The organism is Sporosarcina sp. FSL K6-1522 (assembly GCF_038622445.1).
Classification (GTDB): domain Bacteria; phylum Bacillota; class Bacilli; order Bacillales_A; family Planococcaceae; genus Sporosarcina.
Genome location: NZ_CP152019.1, coordinates 1,158,729 through 1,174,726 on the forward strand (window position 1 = coordinate 1,158,729; position 15,998 = coordinate 1,174,726).

17 protein-coding genes are annotated in these 15,998 nt (G+C 43.2%); 14 read left to right on the forward strand and 3 right to left on the reverse strand.

Features of this window, described 5'->3' with window-relative positions; translation table 11 throughout:
- Positions 1–72: 72 nt before the first annotated feature.
- The 5 genes from MKY34_RS05665 (at position 73) to MKY34_RS05685 (ending at position 3,674) form a co-directional block, all read left to right on the forward strand.
- Positions 73–543, forward strand: coding sequence for a GNAT family N-acetyltransferase (locus MKY34_RS05665; RefSeq protein WP_342514245.1), 471 nt, complete (start codon positions 73–75; stop codon positions 541–543).
- A gap of 55 nt (positions 544–598) precedes the next feature.
- Entirely contained in the window at positions 599–940 is a 342-nt protein-coding gene (locus tag MKY34_RS05670) for a hypothetical protein (protein WP_342514246.1), read from the forward strand.
- A 156-nt stretch (positions 941–1,096) separates the two neighbouring features.
- Entirely contained in the window at positions 1,097–1,888 is a 792-nt protein-coding gene (locus MKY34_RS05675) for an AraC family transcriptional regulator (RefSeq protein WP_342514247.1), read from the forward strand.
- Positions 1,889–1,963: 75 nt separating this feature from the next.
- Complete coding sequence (yidC, locus tag MKY34_RS05680) at positions 1,964–2,776, forward strand: membrane protein insertase YidC (RefSeq protein WP_342514248.1); 813 nt, start codon at positions 1,964–1,966, stop codon at positions 2,774–2,776.
- An 85-nt stretch (positions 2,777–2,861) separates the two neighbouring features.
- The gene (locus MKY34_RS05685) at positions 2,862–3,674 is read left to right on the forward strand and encodes a M15 family metallopeptidase (RefSeq protein WP_342514249.1); all 813 of its coding nucleotides are present in this window, start codon (positions 2,862–2,864) and stop codon (positions 3,672–3,674) included.
- 45 nt (positions 3,675–3,719) lie between these two features.
- Here the strand turns inward: MKY34_RS05685 and cls are convergent, their stop codons facing one another.
- Positions 3,720–5,171, reverse strand: a complete 1,452-nt coding sequence (cls, locus tag MKY34_RS05690; RefSeq protein WP_342514250.1) for a cardiolipin synthase — start codon at positions 5,169–5,171, stop codon at positions 3,720–3,722.
- Positions 5,172–5,332: 161 nt separating this feature from the next.
- Here cls and MKY34_RS05695 point away from each other — a divergent pair, with 161 nt between their 5' ends.
- Together MKY34_RS05695 and MKY34_RS05700 are read left to right on the forward strand one after the other, a co-directional pair.
- Positions 5,333–6,724: an L-cystine transporter gene (locus tag MKY34_RS05695; protein ID WP_342514251.1), complete on the forward strand. Its 1,392-nt coding sequence runs from the start codon at positions 5,333–5,335 to the stop codon at positions 6,722–6,724.
- Positions 6,725–6,900: 176 nt separating this feature from the next.
- Positions 6,901–8,538: an S-layer homology domain-containing protein gene (locus MKY34_RS05700; RefSeq protein ID WP_342515200.1), complete on the forward strand. Its 1,638-nt coding sequence runs from the start codon at positions 6,901–6,903 to the stop codon at positions 8,536–8,538.
- A gap of 40 nt (positions 8,539–8,578) precedes the next feature.
- Here the strand turns inward: MKY34_RS05700 and MKY34_RS05705 are convergent, their stop codons facing one another.
- Positions 8,579–9,751, reverse strand: a complete 1,173-nt coding sequence (locus tag MKY34_RS05705; protein ID WP_342514252.1) for an MFS transporter — start codon at positions 9,749–9,751, stop codon at positions 8,579–8,581.
- An 82-nt stretch (positions 9,752–9,833) separates the two neighbouring features.
- Between MKY34_RS05705 and MKY34_RS05710 the strand changes: the two genes are divergently transcribed.
- Both MKY34_RS05710 and MKY34_RS05715 read left to right on the forward strand, forming a co-directional pair.
- Positions 9,834–10,106 carry a hypothetical protein gene (locus MKY34_RS05710; RefSeq protein ID WP_342514253.1) on the forward strand — a complete coding sequence of 91 codons (273 nt, stop codon included), beginning with the start codon at positions 9,834–9,836 and terminating at the stop codon, positions 10,104–10,106.
- Positions 10,107–10,278: 172 nt separating this feature from the next.
- Positions 10,279–10,419, forward strand: a complete 141-nt coding sequence (locus tag MKY34_RS05715; protein WP_342514254.1) for an Lmo0850 family protein — start codon at positions 10,279–10,281, stop codon at positions 10,417–10,419.
- Between the two features lie 41 nt (positions 10,420–10,460).
- Here MKY34_RS05715 and MKY34_RS05720 read toward each other — a convergent pair whose 3' ends face one another.
- A complete protein-coding gene (locus tag MKY34_RS05720; RefSeq protein ID WP_342514255.1) occupies positions 10,461–11,660 on the reverse strand; it encodes an FtsW/RodA/SpoVE family cell cycle protein in 1,200 nt (399 codons plus the stop codon).
- A gap of 195 nt (positions 11,661–11,855) precedes the next feature.
- On the opposite strand from MKY34_RS05720, the gene MKY34_RS05725 reads away from it, so the two are divergent.
- The 5 genes from MKY34_RS05725 (at position 11,856) to MKY34_RS05745 (ending at position 15,722) form a co-directional block, all read left to right on the forward strand.
- A complete protein-coding gene (locus MKY34_RS05725) occupies positions 11,856–12,188 on the forward strand; it encodes an SMR family transporter (protein ID WP_342514256.1) in 333 nt (110 codons plus the stop codon).
- Positions 12,188–12,502, forward strand: a complete 315-nt coding sequence (locus MKY34_RS05730; protein ID WP_342514257.1) for a multidrug efflux SMR transporter — start codon at positions 12,188–12,190, stop codon at positions 12,500–12,502. The genes MKY34_RS05725 and MKY34_RS05730 overlap by 1 nt, the downstream gene beginning before the upstream one ends.
- A gap of 80 nt (positions 12,503–12,582) precedes the next feature.
- Positions 12,583–13,647: a D-alanine--D-alanine ligase gene (locus MKY34_RS05735; protein ID WP_342514258.1), complete on the forward strand. Its 1,065-nt coding sequence runs from the start codon at positions 12,583–12,585 to the stop codon at positions 13,645–13,647.
- 12 nt (positions 13,648–13,659) lie between these two features.
- The gene (murF, locus tag MKY34_RS05740) at positions 13,660–15,021 is read left to right on the forward strand and encodes a UDP-N-acetylmuramoyl-tripeptide--D-alanyl-D-alanine ligase (protein WP_342514259.1); all 1,362 of its coding nucleotides are present in this window, start codon (positions 13,660–13,662) and stop codon (positions 15,019–15,021) included.
- The gene (locus MKY34_RS05745; RefSeq protein WP_342514260.1) at positions 15,018–15,722 is read left to right on the forward strand and encodes an alpha/beta fold hydrolase; all 705 of its coding nucleotides are present in this window, start codon (positions 15,018–15,020) and stop codon (positions 15,720–15,722) included. The genes murF and MKY34_RS05745 overlap by 4 nt, the downstream gene beginning before the upstream one ends.
- Positions 15,723–15,998: the final 276 nt, after the last annotated feature.

The following is a 15,998-nucleotide window of genomic DNA, read 5'->3' on the forward strand; positions in this document are numbered from 1 at the left end:
TTGCTATTATAGCAAAATAGAGGGGTGAAAACTACTATTGTAATGAAAATGATATATAAGGAGAGAATGGATATGGAGTGGATGTACCGTGAGTTTGAACAGTTAACAGGTCGTGAAGTATATGAAATGTTAAGGTTGCGCATCGATGTATTTGTTGTCGAGCAAAATTGTGCTTACCATGAGGTTGATGGGTATGATTATGATTCGATTCATGTCTTTTGTACAGACGCCAAAGGACTAGCTGCTTATGCAAGATTGTTACCAGCTGGCGTGAAGTATGAGGAGGCATCTATCGGTCGTGTAATTGTGAGGCCTGATAAGAGGGGCACTGGGCTAGCACATACATTGATGGAGCAAAGTGTCCGCTACATTAATACGCAATGGCAGCCTGCAAAAATTCGATTACAGGCCCAATCGCATCTGGCAAGATTTTACGGGAAACATGGCTTTGAAATTGTCTCAGATCCTTACGAAGATGATGGCATTCCTCATGTGGACATGATCTTAGTGAATTCAAAACGACAAGTTTCTAAAGCCGAATAAAGGGGTATACTTCGCATATAATACTTTTGTATAACAATCAGGAGGAATGATGGTAATGGGACGTAAACGAAATAATGGCTTGCTACTGGCAACGATCGCGGCGGGAACTTACGCTTATTTTAGTAAAAAAGAGAACAGAGACAAAGCGCAAGTCGCTTTTAATAATATGAAGACGAAAGTGGATTCGTTCGTCACGACTCAAAAACTGAATCGTTCAGCTGAAACGAAGGTGGGGCATCCCGATCCATACGATATTCAAGACAGTAAAATGGTAAGTGAAGGTGCCCAAACAAGCATTCATTACTATAACCAAGAAGTAGAAGATAAAGCAGCAGACAAGACGGATGGACTTTACAACAAAAAAGAGCAAACTGAAAAAACGAATGTTGATGGCTAAGGTGTAATCAATGAAGTACAAGCGCTTCCGAAAGTAGGAGGCGCTTTTTTTAAAAAAAAAGTGGAATAATAAAAGGTTTTTCTGCATTTTTGTAGAATAAATATAGTTATAAACCAACGTTTTGTTTATTTATAGGGTTTTTAGGAGGTGAGTGGGGTGAAATATATCGAGGGGGTACAAAAAATAGAATCTGCTAAAGAGCTGATTCGTGAAATCGAACGCAATGGAAATTACAATGGAATTGATCATCTTTTTGCGACAGAGGAAAAGTTGCTGAACCATCTCTATCAGCTAGAGAAAGAAGAGGCGAAGCATACGATTAGGCTAATTATTGATGTTATTTCTAAGCATCGAGAAGAAAATCAGCAAGAAGTTATCAAATATTATTTCATCACTCTCTCTTCGCTTATAGCGAGACGGTTAGAGAAGGCCAAACTAACAGCGCGTACAGCATTTGCTTTCAATGTCACTTGTTATACGCTGATTGACATGAATTTGAAAGAGCATAATTTTGTAGAGGTCGCGGATGAGCTCATAGAGTTTTACTTGTATGTCCTTGCGGAAAAAAAGCTGCCTTCGCTTATGCACAATACAGTTAATCAGGTACTTTATTATATTGACGAAGATATAAAGTCACCTCTGACGGTTGAAGGAATCTCTAAAAAATTTGAAGTAAGTACAAGTCATTTGTCTCGCATATTTCGAGAGCATACAGGTGTTACGTTGATTGAATACATCAACATCAAGAAAGTGGAAGAGTCACAGTATTATCTACGTTTTTCTTCGTGTAAAATTGCCGATATTTCAGATCAATTTCACTTCTGTAATCAAAGCTATTTTACACGTATTTTTAAAAAATATACGGGGCAAACCCCGAAGCGTTTTAGAAGCAGTCTATCTGGTACATATTTTAGATTTGTCCTTCCAACAGAAGAAAATGTACTTTGAACGGACATTGATTGTAATGTTCCAACGATTTGAGGTATACTTTTCAGTAGTTTGAAATAGTGAAGGTGAATCTAAATGAAGAAAAGAATTGGTTTCGTAACGATATTAATGACGGCGGCCATCTTTTTAAGTGGTTGTGCCGGGGTCGAGAACAAAGAAGGTACGTTTTACGATATTTTTGTTAAGCCGATGGATTGGTTGCTGGAGTTTTTTAGTGGTCAATTTAACGGTAGCTATGGTCTTGCGATTATACTAATCACGGTATTGATTCGTTTAGTCCTTATGCCGTTGATGTTGAAAAACTATAAGGCGCAACAGACCATGAAAGTAAAAATGGATGCACTTCGTCCAGAGATGGAAGATATTCAGAAGCGTTTGAAGGAAGCGAAAGAAAAAGAAGATAAAGAAGAGCAAATGAAGTTACAGCAAGAAATGATGGGTCTCTATTCAAAGCATGGAGTCAATCCGTTGAATATGGGTTGTTTGCCACTCATTATTCAGATGCCGATTATCATGGGTCTGTACTTCGCGATTCTTTACTCACCGGATGTCAAATCGCATCAATTCCTATGGTTCAATCTAGGTGAACCGGATATGATTATGATGGTACTTGCGGGTGCGGTGTACTTTGTCCAAGCGCGCGTATCGCTTTGGACGATGCCTGAACAGCAACAGAAACAGATGAAAATGTTCATCTACATGTCGCCAATTATGATTATGGTGATTTCATTCAATGCGATGGCTGCTTTACCATTGTACTGGGCAGTCGGGGGACTTCTCTTGATTTTCCAAACGTACTTGGGCCGTAAGTTTTACTACAAGCATGTGGAGCCAGCAACAGCAGGAGAAGCAGAGCAAGCGATTAAAGATGAGAAAGATACGAAATAACATGCGGCCGAAGAGCAATCTTCGGCTTTTTTTATAGGAATAAGTATTCAATTTGGAATGATCTATGGAGAAGGAAGGGTAATTTATGAATCGAAAAGGTTCACAGGCCGCACGAAAGAAAAAAGGCAAGGCGCTGACGATTGCGTTAGTGATTTCGGGCACGATTATGACAGGGCTCGTTATTTGGCTCGGCTTAAATGGATGGGACGTAGAAAAAAGCTATCAAAAAATGTTTGGATTTGGTAGTACGCCGCCAGTTGAGCAACCTGAAGAGAAGCCGATTGAAGTACCAGAAGAACCGACGGAAGAGGTTCCAGAACAGGCTCCCGAGCAACTTGATAATGGTGGCTATATTGAAGGACAACAACTTCCCGACACCCCGACCTATGTGAAAGGGTTTTTGATTGCCAATAAGAAGTATCCGTTACCATCAACCTTTGCGCCGGGGGAAGATCAGGATGCTCGGCTGTCCTTTGATAAGTTGGCTGCAGAGGCCAAGTTAGCTGGTTTTAATCTCACGGCATTTAGCACGTACCGATCGTTTGAGCGGCAGACAACCTTATACGAGCAATATGTTGCGCGTGATGGTGTGGCAGAAGCTGATCGGTATAGCGCACGTCCAGGCTACTCTGAGCACCAAACGGGCTTAGCCTTTGATATTGGTGAAGTGAATTTTGAGCAGCATTGGGCCTCCGCCTCATTCGGGGACACAGAAGCAGGCGTTTGGTTAGCGGCCAATGCGCATCGCTTTGGCTTTGTCATGCGTTATCCGTCGGGGAAAGAGCAAGTGACAGGTTATATGCATGAGTCTTGGCATTTCCGTTATGTTGGAGAAGAGGCCGCTGAGAAAATATTTACAAGTAACAGCACGTTAGAAGAATATTTAGGTATAGAGTGAACAGAAAAAAGGGATGCCCATATAGCGGACATCCCTTTTTGAGTTTTACAATATAGGTGACAGTAGTCGAGAAATGGATTCCTTAAGTTTAATGGTACGTGAGCGTTGCAAGTACATCTCATAGGTTAGCTCTGTCGATAACTGCATATCTTGTTCGAATAGCTCGGCCAGTTCATGTGACTTTTTGCGATCATAAATGAAGGCGTTCACTTCAAAGTTAAGCTTGAAACTGCGCACATCAATATTAGCTGTTCCGACAGTAGATACTTCATCATCGACAACGATTTGTTTCGTATGCAAAAATCCGTTTTCGTAAATATAGACTTTAGCACCGGCCTTTAATAGCTTTCCTACATTTGAATAGGTCGCCCAGTAAACGAACATATGGTCTGGCTTATTAGGAATCATAATACGGACATCGACTCCGGATAGACAGGCAATTCGCAGAGCGTCAAGGAAGCTGATATCGGGTATGAAGTAAGGTGTTTGGATATAAATATATTCTTTCGCTAGGAAAATCATTTTCAAATAGCCATCTTTAATTTGTTCCCATTGTGAGTCGGGCCCGCTCGAAACGATTTGCATCCCAACCGAGCCTTTTCGTGGAATGGCTGGGAAGTAGCGTTCGGCATATTTGATGGCTTCTTTTTCGCGGGCTTGGTTCCAGTCGAGGATAAATCTCGTTTGTAGCGGGTAAAGCGCACTCCCCTCGATCCGAAGGTGTGTATCACGCCAGTAGCCAAATTTTTTGCTGAGTCCAAGGTATTCATCGCCGACATTAAAGCCTCCGATATAGCCGATTCGCCCGTCGATGACCGCGATTTTTCGGTGGTTTCGAAAGTTTAACCGAGGGTTGATGAATGGCAGGATGGCTGGGAAGAAAGCTTCCACTTCGCCGCCATGTTCGATGAGTTCTTTAAAGTGCTTTTTATGCGTTAAGCGTGAGCCGATATCATCGTAAAGGACTCGCACTTTAACGCCTTGTTTAGCTTTTCGAATCATGACGTCTAGAATGCGTTTGCCTAAGTTATCGAGGCGTAAAATATAATATTGGAAATGAATATGGTCTTTCGCATTTTCAAGGTCGTGAATGAGTGCGTCAAATTTTGCCTCGCCATGATTGAAGATCTGAACATCATTATCTTGTGTCAACACAGCATGATTGTTGCGAAGGTGTAGATAGATCATATCTTGGTAACGGGCTGTGTCATCCAGCCTGAATTCAAATGATTTCTCTTCGATGGCATCCATCTGATAGTCGATTAAGTTATCGATGCCGATTTTGTTACGTCCATCCCAGCGGAAAATGTGTTTATCATTCAATTGTCGTCCAAGTAGTAAGTAGATGGGAAAACCGAAGATGGGTATGAAAAATAATACGAGAAGCCATGCCCAAGTTGTAGCGGGATCTCTTCTTTCGAGGAAGATTAGGACAATCGCAAAAATAATATTTAAAACGAGAGCAGCTGCCGCAGAAAAACTGATCAATTGTGTCATAAGCAACCTCCTTTTTTCATCACTATGTCCTTCTAGTATACAGGATAGCTAAGGGAAATAAAGTAAACATAGACAATGAAATATTTGAAAACCTACTTGACTGATATGTATTAGTGGTATAGAGTATAATTTACTTAATTGATTTTAGGAGGAAATAACATATGGATACATTTTTACTGTTACTGAATCTAGCAGGATTGCTTCTGCTTGTTGGTATATTATATGGTATGAACCGGAAGAAGGTTTCTTTTTCGAAGCTTGTTTTCACAGGGCTAGGTCTTGGAATTGTATATGGTCTTATTTTACATTTTGCATACGGTACGGAATCATCCGTGTTACAGGCATCTATGCCTTGGTTTAATTTGATTGGTACGGGTTACGTTAAATTGCTTCAGATGATTGTTATGCCACTTGTGTTCATTTCAATCCTTGCGGCATTTACAAAAGTGACGATTGGGAAAAACTTCGGGAAAATGGCGGGAACGATTTTAGGGATTCTTGTTGGTACGACGGCAATTGCAGCAATTGTCGGGATTTCAGCAGCGCTTCTTTTCAACCTGGACGCATCGGAAATCGTGCAAGGTGAGGCGGAAGCGGCACGTGGGGCTTCGATTGAAGAACGCTCTGCCGATATGGAAGGTCGTGCATTACCGGACCAGCTGATTGACTTGTTGCCTGCGAATCCATTTTTAGATTTTACAGGTGCACGTCCAACATCGACAATTGGCGTTGTGATTTTTGCAGCATTCCTTGGCTTTGCGTATTTGGCATTGGTAAGAAGAGATGAGGAAAATGCAGCTACGGTGAAAAAAGGAATTGATGCTATTTATTCACTTATTATGGGTGTCGTAAGGATTGTCCTTCGTTTGACGCCATACGGGATTTTGGCGATTATTGCACGAACGGTTGCAACATCCGACTTCGGAGCGATCTATAGTCTTGGAAAATTTGTGCTTGCATCGTATGTTGCGCTTATCATCATGTTCGCGATTCACTTACTCATTATTACACTTTCTGGATTGAACCCAATCACGTATGTGAAAAAAGCAGGGGAAGCGTTGCTATTCGCATTCAGCTCACGTTCAAGTGCAGGAACATTGCCATTGAATATCGATGCACAGACAAATCGTTTGGGAGTGCCAGAAGGAATTGCCAACTTTGCAGGATCCTTTGGTTTATCGATTGGTCAAAATGGTTGCGCGGGTATTTATCCGGCGATGCTTGCAGTGATGATTGCACCATCTGTTGGACAAAATCCACTTGAACCGACATTCTTGCTGACGTTAATTGCAATTGTTGCAATCAGTTCGTTCGGTGTAGCAGGTGTTGGTGGGGGTGCGACATTTGCGGCGATCCTTGTTCTTTCAGCTATGAACTTGCCTGTTGTGCTTGCAGGGCTGTTAATATCTGTCGAGCCGTTGATTGATATGGGGCGCACAGCAGTAAACGTTAGCGGTTCGATGACGGCAGGCGTGACAACTGCTCGTTTGTCGGGTGAATTAGACACAGAGATGTACAATGAACCACTAGAAAAACAAGTCGCTGAGGCTTGATTGTTAAGTAGACAGACCGCGGAAGTGATACATGCTTCCGTGGTCTTTTTTTTGAATGCTATTCACTTGCTAGAATGAAAGAGTTATAATGAGGAAGTATTATCAGAGAAATGAGAATAGTTCTTGTGTGAGAATCTACATGCGATACAACTAACATAATAGGAGGGATAAGATTGATGAAATCGATGATGAAGTTTCGTATTGTTTTCGCGCTAGCACTTGTTCTGCAGTTGGCAATGATGCCACTGCAATCACTAGCAGCAGACACAGATACGACGGCACCGACGTGGCTTGCGCCAATCGATTATTTGGCATTGGGCGACTCGCTAGCGGCGGGGATGGATTCTGATGGTGGTATGGGGAAGAAGGGCTATACTGATTATTTAGCAGACAACCTGACGTTAACGACAGGCGTTAACACATTTAACAAAGGCTTCTCATACCCAGGTTATAAAACGACAGATGTGTTGAAGCAATTGCAAGAAAATGCGACGAAGCCTGTAGTAGGTTTTGGCTATGATAGCGTCGATGCGGAATTATATGAGTCCGTTAAAGATGCTGAATTGATCACAATCAGTGCTGGGGCGAATGATGTGTTGGGCTATATTACATTCGACGAGGAAACGGGAAAAGCGGACATTGATACAATCGAGTTACTCAAAGCAATACAGCAAGTGGGCGTTAATTATAAAACGATGCTGGAAAAAATCTATGCGCTGAATCCAGATGCTCATGTGTATGTAATGGGTTACTATAATCCATTTCCTCACATAGCAGATGAAGCTCTTCAACAGCAACTTACACAACTTTTAAACAGTGTAAATAACACCATTCAAACAGGAATGCAAGGGACTACAGCTGTTTTTGTCCCAACAGGTGAGAAAATTGCTGAGAATTACGCAGCTTACTTACCAAATCCCCAAAACATTCATTTAAGTGAAGTGGGTTATAAGTTAGTCGCAGAGCAGTTTGGCAATAAAATAACGGAAAATGGTTCATTGATTTCGAAAGATATGTTGATAGGGAACGTGAAAGCTGCTACAACGGTGGAACTTAACTGGAAACCAGCTCAGGATGATGTAGCAGTTGCGAATTATGTAATTTACAAGGGCACAACAGAGGTCGCTACAGTAGCAGAGGATGTGCTTACGTATACAGTGGACAAGCTTGAAGGCAATCAGACGTATACATTTACGGTTGTTGCTGTTGATGCTGCTGGCAACCAAAGTACGGAAAATCCTTCAGTAAAGGTAACAACGGGCGTAGCACTACCAATCTTCTCAGATATCGATACGAGTGAGTTTAAGAGCTTTATCGAACAATCGGCTGTACTTGGTTTGATCAAAGGGCATGCAGATGGAACGTTTAAACCAAATGGACAACTGACACGTGCACAGGCGGCGTCCATCATTACGCGTACACTAGGGTTGCAATCAGATGAAGCAGCGCCATTCTCGGATATCACTGGCTATGCGCAAGAAACACAGGCAGAAATTGCAGCGGCTTACAAGTATGGCATCGTCAAAGGGAGCAATGGTAAATTTAACCCTGGAGCACCTGTTACACGTGCTCAATTAGCGTTAATGATGAAGCGGACATACGAACACGTAACGGGAGAACCATACATCGCAACTGAAGCGGCACCATTCTCGGATATCGCACACTTGGACGATGAAACGAAAACAGCGATTTCTTTACTGTCTACTTTCAAAATCGTCAATGGATCCAATGGTAAATATATGCCAGGTAATCCAACTACACGTGGACAAGCAGCAAAGATTTTTGTGAACTTTGATCCGGTGATAAAGCAATAAAAAATCGTCTCGCACATGTTGAATTGTGCGAGACGATTTTTTATTGTGTTGTTTCAACTGTGCGTAATGACTTAGTTGTTTTGTTGAAGGCGAAGATGAGGCCGATAGAAAGAATTGCAAGAACGGTGGAGATGAAATACATATTGCCAGCTTGTTGTGTGAAAAGCCATGTGAACAGTAGCGGTCCAATAATGCGACCCATATTGTCCATGGAATAAGCCATCCCAGCAGCTGTTCCATACTTTCCGCCCGACTCTTTCGTTGTGAGGGATACGAGAACGGTACGTGCTAGCGCATTTCCAGCGGTGAAGACACTGAGTGCGAAACCTGCCCAGATTAGGCTCGAAGTAAATGGAATCAAGAGAAGCCCAAGTGCAGTAACGATTTGTGCACCGATAATCCATGTCGTTTCCGTCCCGTTTTTCACGCGCCGAACGACGCCACCTTGGATTGCAGCATCGACAAAGCCGCTTGCCATGAACAAGTATCCAATTTGCAACGGTGTAATATCGATTTTCGACATTTGGAATAGCTGAAACGTCGATTCGAGTCCAGCGAGAAGAAACGTCACCATGAATGAAAACAAGAACAGATAGCGAATACGATATTGCCAGAGTATTGCTCCGCCTTTTGGGAGGAGCGCACGTTTATTGGCCACACCACGGCGTTCCGGTTCTTTCAAAATAACCCAGGCGTACAGGCATAGTAGCAGTGTCAATACACCCGATGCGATGAAAGGCACATGAAGGCCAGCATGACCGAGCACACCACCAATCGCTGGTCCGAAAATGAACCCAAGCCCGATAGACATACCGAGTAATCCCATATACTTGTTTCGATTTTCTTCGTCAGTCATATCCGCTACAAAGCCAGTAACAGCTGTGTAAAGAGCTCCTGAGAAAATCCCGCCCACAATACGTGACACGTATAACAGGAGTAAGTGATCGATGAAAAGTGCAAAGAGGAAGAAGCTAACACTGAAGCCGAGTAACCCTGTTAAAATGAGTTTTTTTCGCCCAGTTCGATCTGACAATGAGCCCCAAAGTGGTGCTGTAAAGAATGAAGCTAGTGCATAAATCGTCAATAATCCGCCGACATGCACTTCGGAAAGATTGTGTTGCACAATGACTTCAGGAAGAATCGGAATAATAATCCCGAATCCAAGATATACAAAAAATTGCACGGACATAAGAAGAAGGATTGCTTTTTTCATGACTAAACCCACTTTCTGCGGAATCGTTATGTCTATTCTACTCTTTACATGCTATTCGGACAACGGGAAAGGGGATCTCTGGTTGAGTTCACCACGCATACGCTTGCTCGAACCGCGCAAAGCATCAGTCGAACCACGCATACGCTTGCTCGAACCGCGCAAAGCGCCAGTTAAACCACGCATACACTTGCACGAACCGCGCAAAGCGCCAGTTAAACCACGCATACACTTGCTCGAACCGCGCAAAGCGCCAGTCAAACCACGCATACGCTTGCTCGAACCGCGCAAAGCATCAGATGAACCGCGCATTCTATCTGCCCGTCACGTTTCATATTATTTATATTTCGATGTATGAAGCATTTACATAAAGACCAAACTTGTAACATAAATGAAAGATTTAAAAGCGGGTAGGAGTGGTATGATTAAAGTAATGACACAGTGTACGATTTTTCATTTGGTAAAAGAATAAAAGCAACTTTACTTGTACGAACACGTCTTTAATATATGGAAAGGTCGAGGTGGAAAAGATGGCTAAAGAAGTTGATTTAAAAAGGATCATCTCCAACTTGGCGAAGTTGGGTGTTTCGGCTACGCTGACGAAATCCCGTCTAGAAATGCTGAAAGCCCTAGCGCCACCTATACAAGACCCACAAATCCAGTCTCAATAAGAAAAGCTCCGACGGACACGTGTCCATCGGAGCTTTTCTTATTATTCTTCGTCATCTGAGCTGAACATATACGTTTTGTGATGGAACTTCATACTAAAGACAAGTCCAATGGCCAGCATATTCCCCATCAGTGAGCTACCACCGTAACTGATGAAGGGCAGCGGAATTCCTGTGATTGGCAAGAGTTGAATTGTCATACCAATATTTTGGAAGACGTGGAACGTAATCATTGCTACGATACCTGCACAAATGTAGGTGCTGAATGGATCCTTTAGTTCCAGAGTGATTTTCGTTAAGTGATAGATCAGGAAGAAATACATACAAATAACAAGGCTCGCACCTATGAAGCCCCAATCCTCTCCGATTGTAGTGAAAATGAAGTCGGTATGGCTTTCCATGACGTATACTTCACGTCCTTTGAACCCTTTACCGAAAATTTCCCCAGATCCAATGGCATTGAGTGATGTAATCAAGTGCAGTCCTTCATCAGACGCATAAGAATAGGGATCTAACCATGAATAAATACGTTTAAATTGATACGGGTTGAACCCTAATTTAGTTTGCAAGAAATCTTGGGCATAAAGTGCCGCCCACAATAAGATTGCGCCAATGGTTGCGACTGCTGAAAAGGCAGGTAACAAAATTCTCCACGAAATCCCGGCAACAATGACAAGTGCCGCCGTAATGGCGATAAATACGAGCGACGTTCCAAGGTCAGGTTGTAGCATGATGAAAAATAATGGAATGAATAGGGTAATCCCTATTTTTCCGAGTAAAAACAAATCAGTTTTTAATGTTTTTTCCGTGAACTTCTCATGATGCTTTGTGATTAAGCGTGCTGCGCCAATGATGAAAAAGGTTTTCATGAATTCGGCAGGTTGTATACTTCCTAGTCCTGGGAGGTGAAACCAACTTTTGGCACCGTTTCTTCTCGCTACAAGCTCTAGCGATTCGGGAATGATAATAAGAAGTGCTAGCAGGAAAATTCCGCCGCCATATATAATCCAAGCGGCTTTTTTATATTGTTCTGGTTCTAAGTACATCGTGATGGCAATAATCACTGCGCCGACGACGTACCATTGAATCTGCGAAGGGACGAAGTTGTAAAATTCACCAGAGAGTAACTTATATTGACCGGTCGTCTGGGCAGAAGCAATGGCAAACAAGCTGATAAGGCAGAAGAGCAACATAATGAATGCAAGCGTCCAGTCAAAGCGCTCTTGGGGTTTGTCTATTTTCATATATTAGTCACCTATGTTCCAAAGTTTAATAGTATTGATAGCTATCTTTTATTATAACGCATTGAGGGCGTGGATGCATATCCTCCTAGTTAGACGCTTTCCATTCTATGAAGTTGCCCCGCAAAAGGGATGCATGCTAAACTGATGGGAAAATTAAGGACGGTATAATCCTTATTTGGGAAAGGAAGTATCATTGTGGCGTGGATTTTGTTATTGATCGCAGGGATTACAGAAATTGTTTGGGCAATAGGGTTGAAGGAAGCACATGGTTTCACGGTTCTACTGCCTTCCATTATATCGGTTATTTTCATTAGTATTAGCTTTTTCTTATTTGCAAAAGCCATGGAAGTGATCCCGATCGGCACGGCGTATGCGATTTTTACGGGTATTGGTGCAGCAGGTACGGCTATTGTTGGAATGCTGGTATTCGGAGAAAGCGCAGGAGCAAAGAAGTTATTTTTCTTAGTACTACTACTAGTAGGCATTGTCGGTCTCAAACTGGCTGATGGAAAGGAGGAGGTGGAATAATGTCTTGGCTCATACTCGTCATTGCAGGTTTGTTTGAAGTAGCATTTGTTGTAACGATGAAACTATCAGAAAGCTTTCGCAACAAAAAGTATACAGTACTGACGGTGTTGTCAGGTGCTCTTAGCTTCTACCTTCTGTCCGTAGCGATGAGAGAATTGCCTGTTGGGACAGGGTATGCTGTTTGGACAGGAATTGGTGCGGCGGGTAGTGTACTCGTCGGCATGCTGTTCTTCGGTGAAAAGCGCAATGCGTTGAAGTTGCTATTTTTAACGTTCATTATCGCTGGTGTTGCAGGTCTGAAAATATTCGGCTAATGAACTTGTGTAATTCATTCATGAAGGTGTGTTGTTCGTGGTAAAATGAAGTATAAAAAGAACGGACGGTGAGGGAAATAATGAGAAAAAGATTAGGATTAATATATGGTGGAAAGTCAGCGGAGCATGAAGTGTCGCTATCGACTGCGCGTGCAGTGACGCAAGCAGTGGATTTTGAGAAATATGAAGTGATCCCGGTTTACATCACCTACACGGGAGAATGGCGGAAAGGTGAAGCATTCGTCGGTCCAGTTACAACGCTTGAGGAGCTTCGCCTTGAGGGGAATGGGAAGCCAGATAGCATTCATGATTTCCTGAATGATACATCGGGCGCTTTGGACGTTGTTTTCCCGCTTCTTCATGGTACGAACGGAGAAGATGGGACGGTTCAAGGGCTGTTTGAAGTGATGAATATACCTTACGTTGGTAATGGTGTATTGGCATCATCTGCTGGAATGGATAAAGTCGTGATGAAACAATTATTTGCGCAGGTTGGCTTGCAACAAGTACCCTATGTTCATTTTATCCGAACGGAATGGGCGCATGAACAGCAACAGCTCGTTGAGAAAATGGAACAAGAACTTACGTGGCCGATGTTTGTTAAACCTGCCAATCTAGGTTCAAGTGTCGGAATTAGTCAAGCGACAGACCGTGCTAGTTTAATTGAAGCGGTAGACTTGGCATTGAAATTCGATCGCAAAATCATTGTTGAGCAAGGTGTCACAGCACGTGAAATTGAAATGGGTGTTATGGGGAACGACGAGCCTGCATGCTCCGTAGCAGGGGAAATCAAACCTGTGACTGCATTTTATGATTATGAAGCAAAATATAAAGATGGCAATACAGCGCTTGTCATTCCAGCAGAAGTGACGGAAGAGGTTGCGGAAAAGATGAAGGATATGGCAATGCGTGCGTACAAAGTGCTCGATTGTTCAGGGCTTGTGCGTTCAGACTTCTTTGTTACAGCAGCAGATGAAGTGCTCATTAACGAGGTGAACACGATGCCAGGCTTTACGCCAACGAGTATGTTCCCGCTACTTTGGCAGAAAACAGGTGTGACCTATCCGGAATTGATCGACCAACTGATTGAGTTGGCATTGGAACGTCATGCAGAAAAGCAAACAATACAATATACGATGGATTGAGCGTGATAGAAAGTGAAACGGAAGTTAACAGAAATCGCTGAGTGGTTACAGGCTGATGGACAACAGATGGACGATGTACTGGTAACTGGTGTGTCCATCGACTCGCGGACAGTGAAGTCGGGCGATTTGTTCGTCCCGTTCCGCGGTGAACAAGTGAACGGGCACAAGTATGTGGAACAGGCAATTGCACAAGGAGCGGCTGCGGCATTGTGGATGAAGGATGAGCCGAACCCGCCAAGTGGTTTGCCACTCATTTTCGTCGAGGATTCTGAAGTGGCGCTACAAGAGATGGCGCGCGCCTATCGGGGTGAATTGCAGTGCAAAGTTATCGGCATTACGGGTTCGAATGGTAAAACGTCCACAAAGGATTTGGTGGCCAGTGTCTTGGCACCGTATTTCAATGTGCGGAAAACGGAAGGGAACTTTAACAATGAGTTAGGCTTACCACTGACGATTTTGTCGCTGGAAGAGGAGACAGAAATTGCTGTATTGGAAATGGGCATGAGCGGCTTCGGTGAAATTTCCTTTTTATCGGAACTAGCAAAACCGCATTATGTCGTCATTACGAATATTGGGGAAGCACATATGCTAGATCTTGGTTCACGGGAAGGCATTGCCAAGGCAAAATACGAAATCATCGATGGATTAGTAGAAGGCGGCAAGCTGTTTTATGACGGGGATGAGCCGTTGTTACAGCGACTTGTGAATCAGGAAGCCGTGTCATTCGGTCATGCAAATACGGCTCATTTATCACTTCGTAATATTGCGGCAGGAGACGAGGGTAGCCGCTTCGCGGTGTCTGGTTTGCTGGAAGGCGAATTTATGATTCCTGTTTATGGAGCGCATCAGGTGAAAAATGCACTTGCTGCGATTTTGATTGCTAATGAGTTATCCGTTGCGACGGATGCGATTCGTGAGGCGTTGAGCAAGGCGGTCTTAACGGATATGCGTATGCAACCGGTTTTAGCTAGTAATGGGTCATTATTCATTAATGATGCCTACAATGCAGCTCCTACATCGATGCATGCGGCGCTAGCGTTTATGCGCGATACACAGTTGCGTGCAGATAAGTGGCTCGTGTTGGGGGATATGCTTGAGCTTGGGGAAGATGAGCAGCGTTACCATGAAGAATTGGCGGACCAAGTGTTGGCGTTAAACCTCAAAGGGGTCTTACTATATGGCCCACGCATGAAATGGTTATACGATGAACTTCAAAAACGTGACATGCGTACATTGCTCGTTTGGACGGAAGCAGACTATACACCAATTACAGATACACTTCGCACAGCTACGTCTGCAGATTCCATCATACTCTTGAAAGGTTCACGAGGAATGGCGCTAGAGCGTGTACTTGAAAAGGGTAGCGAGCAGTGAAAACGGGTGTGTTATTTATCCATGGATTTACGGGCGGTTCTTTCGAAGTTCGGCCGCTCGTCATGTACGTGAAACATCAAATGGATTGGTTAGTGTCGGTCCCAACATTGCCAGGACACGGTATCACGCTCAATTTAAAAAATATGTCGGCTGCGTCCTGGCTAATGGAAGCTGAACTCGCCTATAAAAAATTACAGAAGAAAGTCGATCGTGTCATTGTGATCGGCTTTTCGATGGGCGGGCTCATTGCTATGTATCTTGCGTTACGGTATCCAGTACATAAGTTGGTGTTGTTAAGCGCGGCGGCAAAATATATGAGTCCACGCAATTTACTAGGTGATGTAACGATTATGCTGACGGAATCGATTCGAAAAAAGTATCCACCAAACACGTTCTATCACTTGTATGATTATAAATTGACGCACACACCGTTGCAGGCCATCTTTGAGTTTTTACGGATTGTCAAGACTGTTGAGCCTTATTATGGCCAGATTAAAATACCGGTATGCATTGTGCAAGGTAAAAAGGATGGTATCGTGCCGTTCGCCTCGGCCGAGCATTTGTATAAAACACTTGGTTCCCAGAAAAAGGTGTTCATACAATCGGCTCGTGGGAAGCATCATATTTGTTACAGTGATGATTGTGACAATTGGTTTCAGGAAGTGTTGGCATTCATGAAGGAAGATATGGAAGAAAACTGATTATTACTACTTAAGCGGATTGATTGCAGAGGGCGTTTGTGCATGATATAGTGTAAAGAACATTGGATACATTTACACGGGACTCTTCAATTTGTGAAGAGTACTTTTTTTTGAATAAATCGGTTGGTTCAGCGAAATCGGACGAATGTCTGTTGAACAAACCGCTCGGCAAAGACCGGGCTTTCCTTTTCAACCATAACCTCTACTATAGAGAATGCAAAATATCGGAAACGTACCCTTTATAATGGCTCGAATGGCTCGAAATTTGCCGCGCCT

Excerpts from the sequence above, each read along its gene's own strand:
- MKY34_RS05665 (WP_342514245.1), top strand. The coding sequence starts at position 73 with ATGGAGTGGATGTACCGTGAGTTTGAACAGTTAACAGGTCGTGAAGTA.
- MKY34_RS05670 (WP_342514246.1), top strand. The coding sequence starts at position 599 with ATGGGACGTAAACGAAATAATGGCTTGCTACTGGCAACGATCGCGGCG.
- yidC (WP_342514248.1), top strand. The coding sequence starts at position 1,964 with ATGAAGAAAAGAATTGGTTTCGTAACGATATTAATGACGGCGGCCATC.
- MKY34_RS05685 (WP_342514249.1), top strand. The coding sequence starts at position 2,862 with ATGAATCGAAAAGGTTCACAGGCCGCACGAAAGAAAAAAGGCAAGGCG.
- cls (WP_342514250.1), bottom strand. The coding sequence starts at position 5,171 with ATGACACAATTGATCAGTTTTTCTGCGGCAGCTGCTCTCGTTTTAAAT.
- MKY34_RS05695 (WP_342514251.1), top strand. The coding sequence starts at position 5,333 with ATGGATACATTTTTACTGTTACTGAATCTAGCAGGATTGCTTCTGCTT.
- MKY34_RS05700 (WP_342515200.1), top strand. The coding sequence starts at position 6,901 with ATGAAATCGATGATGAAGTTTCGTATTGTTTTCGCGCTAGCACTTGTT.
- MKY34_RS05705 (WP_342514252.1), bottom strand. The coding sequence starts at position 9,751 with ATGAAAAAAGCAATCCTTCTTCTTATGTCCGTGCAATTTTTTGTATAT.
- MKY34_RS05715 (WP_342514254.1), top strand. The coding sequence starts at position 10,279 with ATGGCTAAAGAAGTTGATTTAAAAAGGATCATCTCCAACTTGGCGAAG.
- MKY34_RS05720 (WP_342514255.1), bottom strand. The coding sequence starts at position 11,660 with ATGAAAATAGACAAACCCCAAGAGCGCTTTGACTGGACGCTTGCATTC.
- MKY34_RS05730 (WP_342514257.1), top strand. The coding sequence starts at position 12,188 with ATGTCTTGGCTCATACTCGTCATTGCAGGTTTGTTTGAAGTAGCATTT.
- MKY34_RS05735 (WP_342514258.1), top strand. The coding sequence starts at position 12,583 with ATGAGAAAAAGATTAGGATTAATATATGGTGGAAAGTCAGCGGAGCAT.